This window comes from Actinomyces minihominis (assembly GCF_900187855.1).
In the GTDB taxonomy this organism is placed as follows: domain Bacteria; phylum Actinomycetota; class Actinomycetes; order Actinomycetales; family Actinomycetaceae; genus Scrofimicrobium; species Scrofimicrobium minihominis.
The window spans coordinates 270,395-285,782 of the sequence record NZ_FYEG01000002.1 but is presented as its reverse complement, the minus strand read 5'-3'; the positions used below and the strand labels follow the sequence as shown (position 1 = coordinate 285,782).

The window sequence follows — 15,388 nt, the reverse complement described above, 5'->3', positions numbered from 1 at the left end:
GGCCAGTGGGACATCAGCAGACCATTGCCGTTGTTGGACCGACCGCTACTGGCAAATCTGATCTCGCCCTTGACCTCGCCGATGTGCTCGGGGGGCCCGAGCGGGTAGAGATCATCAATGCGGATGCCATGCAGTTTTACCGTGGCATGAACATCGGGACGGCCAAGCTACCGCTAGATCAGCGCCGCGGCTACACCCACCATCTTCTCGATGTTCTCGACGTCACTGAGGATGCTTCGGTGGCGACCTACCAGGAGCAGGGGCATGCGCTCCTGGATGAGATTAAGGGCCGCGGACGGCAAGCCATTGTTGTTGGCGGCTCGGGTCTCTACCTGCGTGCTCTTCTCGATGACATGCAGTTTCCTCCAACGGACAGTGCAACCCGCAGCTCTCTTGAAGCGGAACTTGATGAGCTTGGCAGTCGTGAGTTGCACCGCCGGCTGCTCGACCTTGATCCTGAGGCTGCGCAGACCATTGGTGATTCCAATGGTCGGCGACTGGTACGCGCTCTCGAGGTCATAGCCATTACAGGAAGGCCCTACACCGCGTCGCTTCCTCGTTACACCTACTCGCATCCATCGGTTCAGATTGGGCTTCGCGCCCACAGGGACTTCCTCGATCCGCGTATTGAGAGGCGAGCTGAAACTATGTTTCGCGAGGGCCTGGTCAGTGAGGTAGAGCGACTGGTAGCCGAGGGGCTCCGTGAAGGAACCACGGCTCGAAGGGCCACCGGCTATGCCCAAGCCATAGCGGTTCTAGAGGGGCGAATGAGTGAGGCAGAGGGAGTGAAATCTACCTTCATTGCCACACGCCAGTTGGCGCGAAAGCAAATGAAGTGGTTCCGAAGGGATCCACGCATCAGGTGGATTGATGTTGATGCGACCGGTAAGGGGACGGTGCTAGAGCGCGCCCTTGCAGCACTGGGCTAAGCACTAACTTACGGTAACCGAGAGGATGCGAAATCCCTTGCGCGAAGCCAGGCGCTCAACCTCAAAGCCCTGGCCTCGAAGCCAGTCCGCCAGGCTGTCTGCACCGAGGTGGCGGTTCACAACCAGGTAGGCAACCCCGTCCTCTGCAAGAAGGTTGAGCCAGTCTGTCAGCAAGGCCCGAAGACCCGGCTTCCCGATCCTGATCGGAGGGTTCGACCAGATGACATCAAAACGAACTTTGTTATCCCGCGCGTCCTGAAGTGCTGTCGGGGCATCAAGTGCGAGGACGTTCTTCAGTCCCTGCTTCTTCGCGTTTAACTTGGTCAGAGCAAGTGCCTTGGCGTTGACATCCACGCCCCAAACCGTCGCGTCTGGGGCTTCCAGAGCCATTGTGATCGCGACGGGGCCCCAGCCGCAGCCGAGGTCGAGGAATGTTCCGGATGCAGGTAGAGCCGGAGCTTTCTTGAGGAGCTGTTCAGTGCCGAGGTCGAGGTGGGTTGCCGAAAAGACCCGATCGGAGGCCAGAAGCTTTAGCTCGCGGCCCCTGGCATTGACGCGGACGGGGTGCAGCTTGCCAAGGTCATCGGGGTCGGTGTCTGCCTGGGGGGAGAAATAGTGTTCACTCACGGGTCAAGATTACCGTTGTTGCAGTCGGTGTCACGGAACCCTGTACTAGCATCAGAGAATGAATGCACAGGACACAGGGAACTTTAGCGGCTCAGATCAACGAAGTGAAGTTTCGCGGGCAGAGGCCATCGCGGCCCGTGTCCTAGCGCGTGAAGAGGCGGGGGATTTCGTTGCCTCTGCCAACGCGGAAGTCTCTGGAGAAGTCGATGTCCTCAACCTGGGGCTCACGGGTTCCCACCATGAGGATTGGCTGGAGCGGGAGTCAACGGGCCGCGCAGCCCACCTGGCTGCTTCCACCGAGTTGGTTGATATTCAAGAGGTGGAGTATCGCCAGGTCCGTCTTGAGCGAGTGGTCCTGGTTGGACTACGTCTCGAGGGAACGGCTCAGCAGGCAGAGGAGTCTCTGCGAGAACTAGCCGCCCTCGCTGGAACTGCGGGTGCCACGGTTACGGCAGCTCTCCTTCAGCGACGTGATAAGCCAGATCCGGCAACCTACCTGGGGAAGGGCAAGGCTGCCGAGCTGAAGGAAATGGTGATTGAAACCGGCTCGGACACGGTTGTAGTTGACGGTGACCTGGCCCCTTCCCAGCGACGTGGTTTAGAGGATACCATCGGGGTCAAGGTTGTTGACCGAACCGCGGTTATCCTTGATATTTTTGCCCAGCATGCTCAGTCCCGAGAGGGCAAGGCACAGGTGGAGCTGGCGCAACTCGAGTACCTGCTTCCCCGCCTGCGCGGCTGGGGTGAGTCGATGTCTCGGCAGGCTGGTGGTCGTGTGGCCGGTGGTGAGGGAATCGGTTCGCGTGGGCCGGGTGAGACGAAGATCGAACTAGACCGCCGAAAAATCAATACCCGCATGGCAAAGTTGCGTCAGCAGATCAAGAAGATGGCCCCGGGTCGTGCCACGAGGCGCCAGTCTCGACGTCGCGGCGAGGTTCCTTCGGTTGCAATCGCCGGGTACACCAACGCCGGGAAATCGACCTTGCTCAATGCACTTTCAGGAGCCAACATCCTTGTGGCTGATGCGTTGTTTGCGACCCTGGACCCCACTGTGCGCAGGGTGCAAACTGAGGACGGTCGTGAGTACACGATCACAGACACAGTAGGTTTCGTACGTCGCCTTCCAACCCAGTTGGTGGAGGCATTTCGCTCCACGCTCGAAGAGGTGGGCGAGGCCGACCTCGTCCTCCACGTGGTTGACGCCTCCCACACAGATCCTGCCTCGCAGGTCGATGCCGTCAACGAGGTTCTCGACAGTGTTGACAACTATGATCGTTCGCGTCAGCTCATGGTTTTGAACAAGATTGACATGGCTTCACCGACGGAGCTGGCGCGGTTGCGAGCCCTATACCCCGATGCGATGGAGGTCTCCGCCGCTACGGGTGAGGGCATTCCTGAGTTAAAAGAGGCGATTGCCCGCCTTCTACCGCGCCCCGAAGTTGAGGTGGACGTCCTGGTTCCCTTCAAAAATGCCGGGCTCCTAAGCCGCGCTCACGATGTGGGTGAGGTCGAGGTCGAGGAGTGGACCGATGAGGGTGTGCGTCTGGTCGGAAGAGTCCCCGGTGATTTGGCGGCGAGACTTCGTGAGGTAGGCATCAACGACTAGACTAGGCAACGAAGGTTTCCGCCTCATACCAAAGGAGAATCGGTGGCAGAAAAGTCAAGCAGCCCGAAGGCAATGGGACGTCCGTCAAAGCTTACTGTCGTCGGCGCAGGCGCGGTAGGTACCGCTGTCGCCTACTCGGCAGCCATCTCCGGGGTAGCCCGATCTGTAGCACTGTTTGATATCAATGGTCCCAAGGTTCGGGCAGATGCGCTGGATATCGCCCATGGTATCCAGTTCACGCCGACCGGAACTGTTGAGGGGTCGGATGACATCAATATTCTTAAGGGTTCGGATATTGTCGTTGTAACGGCAGGGGCGAAGCAAAAGCCCGGCCAGTCCCGACTTGAACTTGCTAAGTCAACTGTTGAACTAATGAAGACCCTGGTGCCGCAGATGGTTGAGGTTTCTCCTGATGCCATCTACATGTTTGTTACCAACCCGGTTGACGTAGTCACCTATGCTGCGTTGAAGATTTCGGGTCTGCCCCGCAACCAGGTTTTTGGATCGGGAACCGTCCTCGATACCTCTAGGTTACGGTACCTGATTTCTCAGGAGACCGGTATTTCATCCAAGTCGATCCACGCGATGATCGCGGGCGAACACGGTGACTCTGAGGTGGCGCTGTGGTCTTCAGCTGAGATTGGTAACGTTCCGGTTCAAGAGTGGGGCAAAACCCTGACCGGAAGGCCCTTCGATGATGAGTTGAAGGACCGGATTGCCCATGATGTCGTCAACTCGGCCTATGAGATCATTGAGGGTAAGGGAGCGACCAACTTCGCTATCGGACTTGCCTCCACAGCCATTGCGACGTCCGTGCTGCGCGATGAACACCGCGTAATGACAATCTCTAGTCTCCTTGAGGACTGGGCCGGGATCAGCGACGTTTGCATGTCGGCCCCGACAGTTGTGACCCGCAATGGTGCCGGGCGGACCCTGGTTCCTCCGATGTCCGGTCACGAGTTTGCAGGAATGCAGAAGTCGGCCACACAGATCAAGGCAGTTGCCAAGTCCCTGGGCTTCTAAGACTAAGTGGGAGGGCCTCGAATCACGCTTTGATTCGAGGCCCTCTACGGGTTAAGCAGGTGCCTTAAAGAGCCCGAATGACTGTCACCACGCGGCCGAGGATCACTGCTTCGTTGCCTGGAATCGGTGCATAATCATCGTTTCGTGGAAGCAACCAAACATTCCCGTCTGTCCTGGAGAAAACCTTGACAGTGGCCTCTCCGTCAATCATGGCGGCAACTATGGTTCCGTTTTCTGCTGTCGGCTGGGATCGAATCACCACAAAGTCACCGTCGCAAATCGCAGCGTCGATCATCGAATCACCGCTGACCTCAAGAACGAACAGTTCTCCGGTGCCTGTCAGGCGGGTCGGGAGAGCGAAGACATCTTCAACGTGCTGATCAGCCGTAATCGGGGCTCCAGCAGCAATGCGTCCAACGAGGGGCGCCGAGACTGAGTCACCTTCAGCCAGCGCCACGGGAATGGGAATCCCACCTCCGCCCTCGACGACGTCCAGTTCAACCTCACGACGAACTTCAATGGCACGCGGCAACCCTGCATCACGCTGGATGAACCCTGCCTTTTCAAGAGCGTCGAGGTGATGTTTCACGGTTGAGGGTGAGTTGAGCTTGACTGACCGACCAATCTCTCGAAGTGATGGTGGATAGCCGCGTTCAGCGAGGTGGGTCCGGACAACATCCAGGATCTGCCTCTGCCGATCAGACAGTGTTGCTTCGTCGGTCATACCGCCCCCTTTTCTACCGCCAGCCTAGAGCAAACGGTAACGAAAATGAAACATATGTTCGAGAGTGTCTTCAAAATGTCGGAACCACTTGGTATCGTACAGTTGTTCGACGAACACCAGTTCGATCAGCTTTATGGTCAGACGGTTTGTTGAACTGTGTGTCTCAAGGTGCAGGTAGAGGTCCCGGCTCAGCCCGGGGGAAACGGGATGAATAGATGAGCTCGGCAACGCTGGTACAGTCATCGTTTGCACTGCCACGGGTGAGGACGAATCGCAGTGGGGAACCGTCAGTCTCAACCGGGCCTCGTGAGGCCTCAGTGGTCTCAATTGATGAGGCAAGAAGGCGTTTACGCGGCACCCAGGGGCTGGAAGCTACAATTGCTCGTCATCCGGCTTCAGCCTCGCGTTCAACTAAAGCAGTCCACAGGATAGAGGTTAACCAGCGTAGGTCGCCGATGGCTGTCGCCGGGATGCTTCGGGTCTCACTGTGGCTTCTTGTTACCGGGCTGGTTTTCGCGGTGGCACTCGGACTTGGCCTCGCGCTTCGACCTGCTCCATTTTCGGGTGAGACTTGGACGCACTCGGTAGTCTCTGGGGAATCGGTTTGGGGCCTCGCGCAGTCGATTGGTTCGAAGCGCCCGCTTGAGGCCGTGGTAGCGGATATCATGACGCTCAATGCCCTGGGTGACGCAGTCCTGCAGCCGGGCCAGCAGATTCTTCTGCCTACTGAGTAGCAGTGGTGGGCTGTGAAGTTGTCGGCACGGCAGGTAGGGACCTAAAGTCTTCGTACCGGTATCACCTAGATATCTGTGACTACCTGGAGGCCTCCGTGCACTGTCCTTTTTGCCAACACGATGACACCCGAGTCGTTGACACCCGAGTCACTGATGATGGTGGCACCATTCGGCGACGCCGGGAATGCAGCGTGTGTAAACGACGCTTTACAACCCTCGAGACCTCTTCCTTTTCGGTTGAAAAGCGATCGGGAGTGGCTGAACCATTCTCCAGGGATAAGGTCACGGCAGGGGTGCGTAAGGCTTGCCAGGGCCGTCCGGTCTCTGAACATGATCTCGCGGTTTTGGCCCAGCAGGTTGAAGAGTCTCTGCGCGTAACAGGTCAGGCAACGGTTTCAGCGGATGAAGTAGGAAAGGCAGTGTTGCCTTTCCTACGTGAACTTGATGAAGTTGCGTACCTGCGCTTTGCTTCGGTCTACTCTTCCTTCCAGTCTCTGGAAGATTTTGAGCGGGCCATTGCAGACCTGCGAGAGGAGTAGACCGAAGCCGAAGCGGAGTCTTCGGACCTAGTTGGCCTCGTCACCTTCGGGTGTCTGGTCGGCAGAATCAACGGGAACGGCCTCGTCTTCATTCCGTTCCTTCTGCGCGGCCGCCTCAGATGCACGTGCGATAAGAGCGGCGGCCTTTTCGGAAGCCTGCGAGACCGATTCCTTGACAGCGGCGGCTGCATGACCGACCTGTTCGCCGATTTCCGCCGCAGAAGAAGCCAGGGTGGGGAAACGTGTCTCTAGGCCTTCCTGAAGTTCTGCAATCTGCTTCTGAACCGAACGGCGCATGACCTTGCCGATCTGGGACTTGGGCAGTTCCTGGACAACGACAATTTGGCGGGGGAGCGCATAGTGGGCTAGCGATTTTTCAGCCCATTCGCGCACGTCAGCCAGGGTTACGGAAGCGCCACCTTCAAGGACCAGTGCGGCCACTACTTCTTCACCGCGGCTTCCTCCCGGCATGCCGACTACCGCAACGTCTTCAACGCCCGGCATCATGCGCACCACGTCTTCAACCTGGCTGGGGTAGACGTTGAAGCCTCCGGAAAGGATGAGTTCCTTCCGGCGATCTTCCATGTAGATGAACCCGTCACGCACCTGAACGAGGTCGCCCGTGAAGAGCCAACCATCCTGCAGGGCAAGGGCCGTCTCTTCCGGGTCATCAAGGTAGCCCTTGAAAACCTGTGGCCCTCGAGCGATAAGCTCGCCGACCTCACCGATCGGCGTGTCCTTCGTGGGATCCTCGGGGTCGACAATGCGAACCTCGGTTGAGGGCCACGGCAGTCCCAGCGCACCGGGTCGTCGGTTGTGAGACAGAGGCGAGCCGAGAATGATCGGTGAGGCTTCGGTCATTCCGTAGCCCTCGATGACGTATCCGCCCGTGGCGGCCTCCCAGCGAGCGCTCAGCTCTTCGGAAAGGGGCATTGCGCCAGAGATCGTGTAGCTGATGGAGGTCAGATCAGAGTTGTAGTGGGGGGCCTCTGCGAGGAGTCGATCGAACATCGGGGGAACACCAACAAAGAAAGTGCAGGGCAGACGCTTCTGTGCGAGCAGAACCTGGGAGACATCAAACTTCGGGAAGATGGCAATCGTGGCGCCCATGTAGAGGCCAGCCAGCATCGTGATGGTGAACCCGTAGGCGTGGAAGAAGGGGAGGATCGAGTAGAACACCTCCGCACCCTGACGAAGAGAAGGGACCCAACCGCCTGCCATGACGACATTGCTTGACAGGTTCTTGTGGGTCAGAACCGCAGCCTTGGGCGTGCCTGTGGTTCCGGAGGTGTGCAGCATAACCGCAGGTGCCTCAGGGCTGACCGTCGGGTCACCCATCCACGGAGTTGCCTCACGGACGATGCGGTCCCAGGAGCGAACGTGGTCTGGAACGGGTGCTCCGAGCATGCGGCGCTTGGTCTGGACTGACTTCACCGGAATGCGCAGCAGCATCCGGGTGGTGCGGGACATGGCGTAGGCCAGGTTGACACCGAAGACTCGTGCGTCCGGACCGAGGAAGCTCAGCTTCTCCACGGTGTTCTCCCAGGCGATAACCGTCTTGGCACGGTGGCGCGCGAACTCGGCTTGCAGCTCAGCTTCGGGGGCTAGGGGATTGTGCTCAATACTGATGGCACCGACCATTGCGATGGCCATTACGGCTACGACGTGCTGGGGACAGTTCGGCATGATCAATGCGATGTGGTCACCTTCTTTGACACCAGAGTTGCGCAGCACCGTTGCTGCCTGGCGCACCTGCATCACCAGATCCTCGTAGGTGGTCTGCTGGCTGAGGAAGTCCAAGGCCACCCGCCGGGGATAATGCTTCGCCGTCTCTAACAGAAAGTCGCAGATCAGGGTAGATCCCGAGTCGGTGTAGTAGGGAACGCCCGGTGCGTAGCCTTGGCGAAGTGTCTCAGTCAGGTTCATGGTGCCTCCACAGGTCGAGTCACAGTTGATGTTAGTGCTTTAGGTAGCTCAGTCGATACCTGACATCCTAGAGGTCCTTCAGATCATGAAGTAACGCACGCGAATAGACGCGGGTGACGAGCGAATACGGTCGAGGACGGTCTCGGAAATCGGCATGGCCATATCGGTGATCGCATAGCCGATGGAACCCGAGGTGGCTAGGGCCTGCCCCTCCAGGTTGATGCTTTCCTGCGCGAAAACCTCGTTGAGGCGAGCCATCACTCCAGGCGTGTTGTGATGCATGAACGCAAGCCGGAAGCCTCGGCTCTGCGAATCCTGAAGATTAAGGTTGGGGACGTTGACGCTCAGCGTTGTGGAGCCCCTTGAAAGATACGAGGAGATCTTACCGGCGGTGAAAACCGCGATATCGTGCTGAGCTTCGAGTGTGGAGCCACCAATATGAGGTGTGAGGATGACGTTGTCGAGGCCGGCTAGTTCAGAGGAGAACGGGTCACCGTTGGCCTTTGGCTCTTCGGGAAAGACATCTACTGCAGCTCCGAGGAGGTGGCCGGACTGCAGGGCTGCACGAAGAGCTTGAACATCAACGATGAAGCCACGGGAAAGATTGATGAAGACGGCCCCGGGCTTCATCATCTGAAACTCACGCTCACCAAACAGGTTTTCGTTCGCCTTGGAGCCATCGACGTGGAGGGAGACTATATCGGCCTCGCGAAGCACCTCTTCCAAACTGCTAGCTGCGAGCGCGTTTCCAAGGGCCAGTCGTTCGGCAATGTCGTAAAAGATCACGCGCATGCCGAGGGCTTCGGCAAGAACTGACAGCTGGGTGCCAATGTTGCCGTAGCCAATAATTCCCAGGGTTCGTCCCCGTACCTCGTGGGCGTGGTCGGCAGACTTATCCCAGATCCCCCGGTGGAGGCGACTGTTCTTCACCGTCAATCGTCGGGTCAGCGCAATGATCTGACCCAGTGCCAGTTCAACCACCGACCTGGTATTGGCGTAGGGCGCATTGAAGACAGGAATTCCCCGCTCCGCGGCAAAATCGGTGGCAATCTGGTTCGTGCCAATGCAGAACGCTCCGATCACCTCCAGGTCCTTGGCGTGCGCTAGGACCTTCCGCGTCACCTCGGTTTTTGATCGAATCCCCAGGACTGAAACGCCATCGAGGGCTGCGATTAGCTCGTCCTCATCTAGCCCGCCCCTAATGACTTTGACGTCGAAACCGTCACGCTCTAGAAGGCTGGCCGCAATCGGGTGCGGATTCTCGAGAAGTAGTGCTTTGCTCACCGGACTATTGTGCCCGGCATTTGCCTTCGCTGGCACCGAGGTTCGCCTACTGGCTCAACTCCTCGGTGATGCCGCTAACCGCATCGCTCCAGACCCCGGGCAGACCACCGATACGAACGGAATGGAGGCGCTTGGTACACCGTGTCATCGCGACGAAGAGGTCCCCCGGACCCTCGGTGAGAATCTCGGTGGGTTCAACCACGATTGTGGTGTCAAACTCGAGGCCCTTTGAACCCGCCACGCTGAGAACGCTGACACGGTTGTCGAGCGCCGAGGAGCCAAAGACATCAGCACCCCAACGCCGCGCCCGAGCATCTGAGACGAGGACGCCGATGCGCCCGGCGCCAGGTCCGGCCTCTGTGTCGAGAACTCGTTCTTCATCGGCTATGACCCTCTGGACTGTGTCCCACAGCAGGCGATCTGCCTCCTCGGAATCCCGCCGGTTGGGAACCAGCGTGTCTGCCAGTGCATTCTCGACCTCGCGCGCGGATGTCAGCGGATAGATGGGTGACTGGCCCAGTTCCGCGAGTACAGCCTGAGCCAGACGGGTCACCGTGGTTGGGGTGCGGTAAGAAACGGTCAGGGCGTATTCGGTAGACAGCCCGCGTCTTGCCGGTCCCAGGGCCTTCGACCAGCTGTTGGGCCGGGTGTGACCCCGAGCCTGATCGAGGTCGCCGACGACGGTGAATGAACGGGATGGACAGCGGCGCAACAGGGCGTGCCAAGCCATGGGGGAGAGGTCCTGAGCCTCATCGACCACAATGTGCCCGTAGGCCCACGTCCGGTCAGCCAGCGCGCGTTCAGCCAGGGGCTTCCACTCTTTTTCCCCCCGTGCCCTCTGTGCCAGCAGCTCGGCAGAGACAATCCCGCCACCGAGATTCTGTCCCTCCATCGCCATGCGAACCCGTTCAAGTTCCTCGGCCTCGACGGCAGCACGGTCGCGTTGAGACTGGTTCTCCAGTTCCTCGGAAGTCCCGAGAAGCTCTTCAAGCTCATCCAGAATCGGAATATCCGACACCGTGAGGGGGGCATTCCACTCTCGAAAGACCAGCATCCGCTCACGGCCCGACAGTCCGCGCCCTACCCGGGCCAGCAGCTCGGGCTTGGAGTAGAGACGCCGAAGCAGATCACTCGCCCTCGTCGGCATCCAACACAGGTTGATCTCACGACGCACGTCTCGGTTGGAACGCACCGATTCACGCCACCAGTCCACGTCCTCGGGAGCCGCATCGGAGCCGGCCAACTGCTTGACGAGGATGTCGATGAGCTCGAGGGCGAAGCCTGTCCTCGCCACGTTGTGAGGCTTTCCCGAACGACGAGCTTTTGCTCGGGCGCCCGCTACCTGATCGGGGGTCAGGGACACGGTTTTGTTGTCAATGTAAAAGTGCTTCGTCTCTCGAGGGAGTCGCTGCAGGTCCCTGACAGCCGTTCGAACGATATCAACCCACGCCATCTTGCCCTTGACGTGCGCCACCTCGGAGGGGTCGGTCTCTACGGCGTGGATCCCAGGAATAAGATCGCCGAACGGAATCGAAACGACTCCGGTCTCACCCAGTGACGGAAGGACCTGTTCGATGTAGCGCAGGAAAATCCTCGAGGGGCCGACGATCAGAACGCCGGAGCGCTCGAGTCGTTCCCGGTGGGTGTAAAGCAGGTAGGCCGCTCGGTGTAGAGCTACGGCAGTCTTGCCCGTTCCAGGACCCCCCTGAACGACCACGATGCCCTGATCTTCAGAGCGAATGATGGCATCCTGCTCGGCCTGAATCGTCGCGACAATATCGCTCATGTGACCGCCGCGAGCCGATGCCAGGGCTGACATCAGGGCGCCCTCACCCTGGAAGGTGATCCCCTGCTGCGCTGCGGCCTCGGCGTCAAGGACATCATCCTCTATGCCGGTGACAGTTCGACCTGATGTAGCGATGTGTCGGCGGCGCACAACTCCGCCAGGGGTGACAGCGGTCGCCTGGTAAAAGGGACGGGAGGCAGGGGCGCGCCAGTCAATGAGCAGCCGTCCGCCCTCGTCATCAGGCAACCCGGCGCGACCGATGTAGTGCGTATCGCCATCACCCATGTCAATGCGACCGAAGACCAGGCGATCCTCAATCTGCTCAAGGCGCATAGCCTGGTCGCCAAAATGCGAGGCCTGTGCGTCACGCTCAGTCCTCGCCTGGGGGGAGCCCCAGGCACCCTGCGCCTCAATTCTCCGCTGGTGCTCGCGATACTCCAGACGCATCCGCTCGAGGACTGAGTAGGCGTGGGTTACAAAGCCCTGTTCCTGACCCATGTCCGTTTCACGATCAATGGGCTTCGGGATTCCGCTGTCCACCGGCGCTCCTTGTGGTCTGAAAAATACCAAGCGTCCATTATTCCCCACTTCTAGGCAGACTCAGAGCGTGAGGACCCTCTCCTCCTCCAAAGTGCTGTTCCCTGCCAGCGCAAAGGGCGCGCGGATACTCGCCTCAACCGGGGATGGCGAGTACGGTAAATGAACAACAGAACAACGCAAAGTCGGCGTGGAATGGGGGAGTGTGACATGACAAAGAAACCCAAGCTCTATACCCAGGGCCCAGCTGCGGACGCCAAGGCGCCGATCCTGATTGCCCACTTTGAAGGCGCGATGGACGCGGGGTCAGCGGGCTCGCTTGCGGTTGTTCAACTGCTCCGTTCGCTCGCGCCTGAGCGGGTTGCAACTTTCGACACCGACATGCTGATTGACTACCGTTCGCACCGGCCGATTATGGAGGTCGACGAGTGGGTCACCACCGATGTCACGGAACCGGAAATCGCCCTCGACCTTATTCATGATGACGCGGGAACACCGATCCTCATGCTGCACGGACCAGAGCCGGACTCACGCTGGAAGGCCTTCGGTAACGCCTTTCAAGAAATAGTAGAGAAGGCCGGTGTCGAGGTCGTTTTTTCATTCCACGGTCTGCCCGCGGCCCTGCCCCATACGCGTCCCTCCTCGGTCCATATTCAAAGCACCGATCAAGACCTGGTGCCCCAGCAGCCCCTGATGGGAGGCCAGGCGCGCTTCCCGGCTCCCCTCACCTCCTACCTGCAGTTCAAGGTGCAGAAGGCGGGGGTTACGGGTGTCACCCTCCTCGCGACGGTTCCCTACTATCTTTCAGATGCAACCTTCCCCAAGGCCTCCTCAGCTCTGCTGCGCAGACTGTCGGAACTGGCAGGACTCCAGCTTCCGATCGGTGACCTTGAGAGGGGTGCTGATGAGGACGCCAGCCAGGTGGGGCGCCTCCTTGAGATCAACCCGGACCTCAAGCGCACCGTCAGTAACCTCGAACAGCATTTCGACTCGATCTCTGCAGCTGCAGCCGAGGGGATTCAGCTTAATACCGGCCAGCGTAGTGACGCGGAAATGGGGGAGGACGAGATTGCCGACGCGCTTCTCGACTGGGACTCCATGGCTGAGTTTGAGGCGAGTGAGTTCCCAGAAGCAGAGAAGGTTGAAGGCGGGGAAGTCGACTCGATGGGCGATGCCATTGGGGACGTCATTGAGGGCTATCTGAAATCCCGCTCCAAGCAGAAGCCTGCCCGCAGGCCCAGTGTCCCCGGCAACGGTTACGAGGTCGGTGCCAGCAGGTCCGGGTCTGATGAGGGTGAGGAGGCGCCGAAGCGCCCTCGTCCTCGACACCGCGCTCCCAGCCCCTGGGAGGTGGCGCGCCAGGCAATTGAAGATGCCATCGATGAAGGTGATGGCCCAGAAGAGCTGTCCGCCTCGGACCAGTAGGCTGCTCAACCACCAAGTGGGCGGGCTCCGCCGAGCCAGAGTCGAACCTCTTCACTTTTGTAGAGGCGGGCCGGAAGGGGAAGTCTGCGAATCTGTCGTTCTATTTCATCAAAATCCGGTAGCTCCCCGACCCAGCCGGCGACCACCAGGTTGCCGCTGCGGTCTCCCCTCCACACCTTGGGATCCGTAACGATCGTGGAGGATGGGAACGCGTCAAGGATCGTGGCGACGTCCTCTTTGCAGACGCTTGAGCTATCACGGCCGACATTAGCGAGGTAGACGCCCTCGCCGAGGAGGCGTGAGGAGACGAGACGTGTCCAAGCGGTGGTGCGCAGGTGGTGGGGTGTGTGCGGACCGATAAACGCGTCGCGAACGATGACGTTATACCGGTTCTGTGACCCGATGAGTACCTCGGCGGCGTCACCGACGCGAAGTTTGAGGCGTGGCTTTCGCTTGAGCCCGGCAGCTCGTGAAACCTCTTCGGCCAGTTCCGGGTCGATCTCGACAGCCACCTGCGAAAGCTGAGAATACGTCGCCTCCCAGGCGAGGGGGAGTGCGCAGGCGCCGGCTCCCGCATGGAGGACTCGGGGGTGGGGACTGTCCCAGACCCGGAGTCCAGCCTCAAGGAGTAGGTCCATGTGTTGCAGGTACTCAAACTCAATGATTCGGGGTCGCGAGAGGTCGATCGCAGACTGCTCCACACCCGAGGAGCTGACGCGGATAGTGGAGCCAGTTCTTGAGATCTGAGCTCCCAGCGAGGTCGCAACTAGGGGCGATGCGAGGCCCTTTTGATTCTTTGCCACATCGACACTCTACCCAGTCGAAAAATGTCGGAACTCCGAGTTAACGTTGAGGACGAAAGGAGGCGGGTATGTCTGTTGCACCCCGGGGAAAGCCAAAACCAAACTTTGGTGATGACGATAGCCAAACCCCTATCCTCCACGTCGATATGGACAGTTTCTTTGCCTCGGTAGAGGTGCTGTTGAACCCAGACCTGAAGGGACGCCCGGTCATTGTCGGTGGAACCGGTAACCGCGGGGTTGTGACGGCAGCGACCTATGAGGCGCGGGCGTACGGTGTTAGAGCCGGGATGCCAATCGGTAGAGCACGTTCACTTTGCTCCGGAGCCGTCTTTATCCAGGGGCGCCATGATGTCTACGCTGAGTACTCCGGTCGGGTCATGAAGGTCCTGCGAAGCCTCAGTCCCAGGGTGGAGCCCATCAGTATTGATGAGGCCTTCATGGATGTCGGTGGGGCAAGGCGACAGCTGGGAAGTCCGGTTCGGGTGGCGTACCTGGTTCGAGCCAAGATCAAAGATGAGGTCGGGCTTCCGGCCTCCGTAGGGGTTGCTTCAACGAAGAGTGTGGCCAAGATAGCTTCGGCCCATGCCAAGCCCGACGGTTTGCTCCTCGTTCCGGCCGACAGAACCATTGAGTTTCTCCACCCCCTCCCAATAGGTGCCCTGTGGGGCGTTGGCCGCAAGACCGGTGAGGTCCTTCAAACACGGGGGGTCGATACCATCGGGCAGCTTGCAAACACTCCCGTACAGGTGCTGACAGGTTGGCTCGGCGCGGCATCGGCTCACGCGCTCCATGCCCTGGCTTGGGGGCGGGACACACGACCTGTCGGAGAGCGAGAGAGGGAAAAGTCGATTTCGATGGAACGGACGTTTCCTCAGAATGTCACCTCTCGTGAAGAGCTTGCTGCCTTCGTTCTCGCCGCCGCACATGACTGTGCTCACCGTCTCCGCAGTATAGGAATGCTTGCGTGGACGGTGACTGTCAAAGTGCGGGATGGTGAGTTCAACACCGTGTCGCGATCCAAGACGCTGCTTGCCCCCACCGATGTCGGACGGGAGGTGGCTGAGACCGCAGAAGTACTGGTGGACGCCATTCGCTTCCCCAAGGGCGGAGTTCGCCTTGCCGGTGTTGGCGTTAGCTCTCTTGTTGAGGACGGAGACGCCATTCCCATGCTGCTTGATGACAACCCGAAGGTTCGGGCGACCGAGTTGGCGATGGATGCAGCTCAGGCCAGGTTTGGGATCGGTGCAATCCGTCCGGCTTCATTGCTGAAACCTCAGGATTTGGACGGGGAAAACCACGGATCGATAGGCCGGTAGCCAAAGGGAATTCTGTCTCCTGTCACATTGAGCATGGTTGATTCAGTTGGTGGCGAAAAACCTTGTTCGCCAGAGTCTTCCTGCGACGGCTAGACTAAGCAATATAGGTTCGCGCAAGATTAGTAGGGG

At 59.4% G+C, this 15,388-nt stretch carries 13 protein-coding genes; 7 read left to right on the top strand and 6 right to left on the bottom strand.

All coding sequences use genetic code 11. From position 1 onward, the window contains the following. Positions 1–5 precede the first annotated feature (5 nt). Positions 6–929, top strand: coding sequence for a tRNA (adenosine(37)-N6)-dimethylallyltransferase MiaA (gene miaA, locus CS903_RS03385; RefSeq protein ID WP_099332131.1), 924 nt, complete (start codon positions 6–8; stop codon positions 927–929). Between the two features lie 3 nt (positions 930–932). Here miaA and CS903_RS03380 read toward each other — a convergent pair whose 3' ends face one another. Then, on the bottom strand, positions 933–1,556 hold the full coding sequence (locus CS903_RS03380) for a class I SAM-dependent methyltransferase (protein WP_099332130.1): 624 nt from the start codon (positions 1,554–1,556) through the stop codon (positions 933–935). A gap of 58 nt (positions 1,557–1,614) precedes the next feature. Here CS903_RS03380 and hflX point away from each other — a divergent pair, with 58 nt between their 5' ends. After that, positions 1,615–3,162 (top strand): GTPase HflX, encoded by a 1,548-nt coding sequence (gene hflX / locus CS903_RS03375; RefSeq protein WP_099332129.1) that lies wholly within the window; start codon positions 1,615–1,617, stop codon positions 3,160–3,162. Between the two features lie 72 nt (positions 3,163–3,234). Next, positions 3,235–4,185: an L-lactate dehydrogenase gene (locus CS903_RS03370; RefSeq protein ID WP_099332267.1), complete on the top strand. Its 951-nt coding sequence runs from the start codon at positions 3,235–3,237 to the stop codon at positions 4,183–4,185. 64 nt (positions 4,186–4,249) lie between these two features. On the opposite strand, the gene lexA is transcribed toward CS903_RS03370, so the two are convergent. Then, on the bottom strand, positions 4,250–4,909 hold the full coding sequence (lexA, locus tag CS903_RS03365; RefSeq protein WP_099332128.1) for a transcriptional repressor LexA: 660 nt from the start codon (positions 4,907–4,909) through the stop codon (positions 4,250–4,252). 215 nt (positions 4,910–5,124) lie between these two features. Here lexA and CS903_RS09285 point away from each other — a divergent pair, with 215 nt between their 5' ends. Both CS903_RS09285 and nrdR read left to right on the top strand, forming a co-directional pair. Then, positions 5,125–5,643: a LysM peptidoglycan-binding domain-containing protein gene (locus CS903_RS09285; RefSeq protein ID WP_129587577.1), complete on the top strand. Its 519-nt coding sequence runs from the start codon at positions 5,125–5,127 to the stop codon at positions 5,641–5,643. A gap of 2 nt (positions 5,644–5,645) precedes the next feature. Then, a complete protein-coding gene (gene nrdR, locus CS903_RS03355; protein ID WP_306345670.1) occupies positions 5,646–6,182 on the top strand; it encodes a transcriptional regulator NrdR in 537 nt (178 codons plus the stop codon). A gap of 27 nt (positions 6,183–6,209) precedes the next feature. On the opposite strand, the gene CS903_RS03350 is transcribed toward nrdR, so the two are convergent. From CS903_RS03350 to CS903_RS03340, 3 genes are all read right to left on the bottom strand, one after another. Continuing rightward, a complete protein-coding gene (locus CS903_RS03350) occupies positions 6,210–8,108 on the bottom strand; it encodes an AMP-binding protein (RefSeq protein ID WP_099332125.1) in 1,899 nt (632 codons plus the stop codon). A gap of 78 nt (positions 8,109–8,186) precedes the next feature. Further along, positions 8,187–9,392 carry a phosphoglycerate dehydrogenase gene (gene serA / locus CS903_RS03345; protein WP_099332124.1) on the bottom strand — a complete coding sequence of 402 codons (1,206 nt, stop codon included), beginning with the start codon at positions 9,390–9,392 and terminating at the stop codon, positions 8,187–8,189. A 46-nt stretch (positions 9,393–9,438) separates the two neighbouring features. Continuing rightward, on the bottom strand, positions 9,439–11,676 hold the full coding sequence (locus CS903_RS03340; protein ID WP_099332266.1) for a HelD family protein: 2,238 nt from the start codon (positions 11,674–11,676) through the stop codon (positions 9,439–9,441). 249 nt (positions 11,677–11,925) lie between these two features. On the opposite strand from CS903_RS03340, the gene CS903_RS03335 reads away from it, so the two are divergent. Next, positions 11,926–13,140 carry a PAC2 family protein gene (locus CS903_RS03335; RefSeq protein ID WP_164996656.1) on the top strand — a complete coding sequence of 405 codons (1,215 nt, stop codon included), beginning with the start codon at positions 11,926–11,928 and terminating at the stop codon, positions 13,138–13,140. A 5-nt stretch (positions 13,141–13,145) separates the two neighbouring features. Here CS903_RS03335 and CS903_RS03330 read toward each other — a convergent pair whose 3' ends face one another. Then, a complete protein-coding gene (locus CS903_RS03330) occupies positions 13,146–13,943 on the bottom strand; it encodes a spermidine synthase (RefSeq protein WP_099332122.1) in 798 nt (265 codons plus the stop codon). A gap of 68 nt (positions 13,944–14,011) precedes the next feature. Here CS903_RS03330 and dinB point away from each other — a divergent pair, with 68 nt between their 5' ends. Then, complete coding sequence (dinB, locus tag CS903_RS03325; RefSeq protein WP_099332121.1) at positions 14,012–15,259, top strand: DNA polymerase IV; 1,248 nt, start codon at positions 14,012–14,014, stop codon at positions 15,257–15,259. The last annotated feature ends 129 nt before the right edge of the window (positions 15,260–15,388 follow it).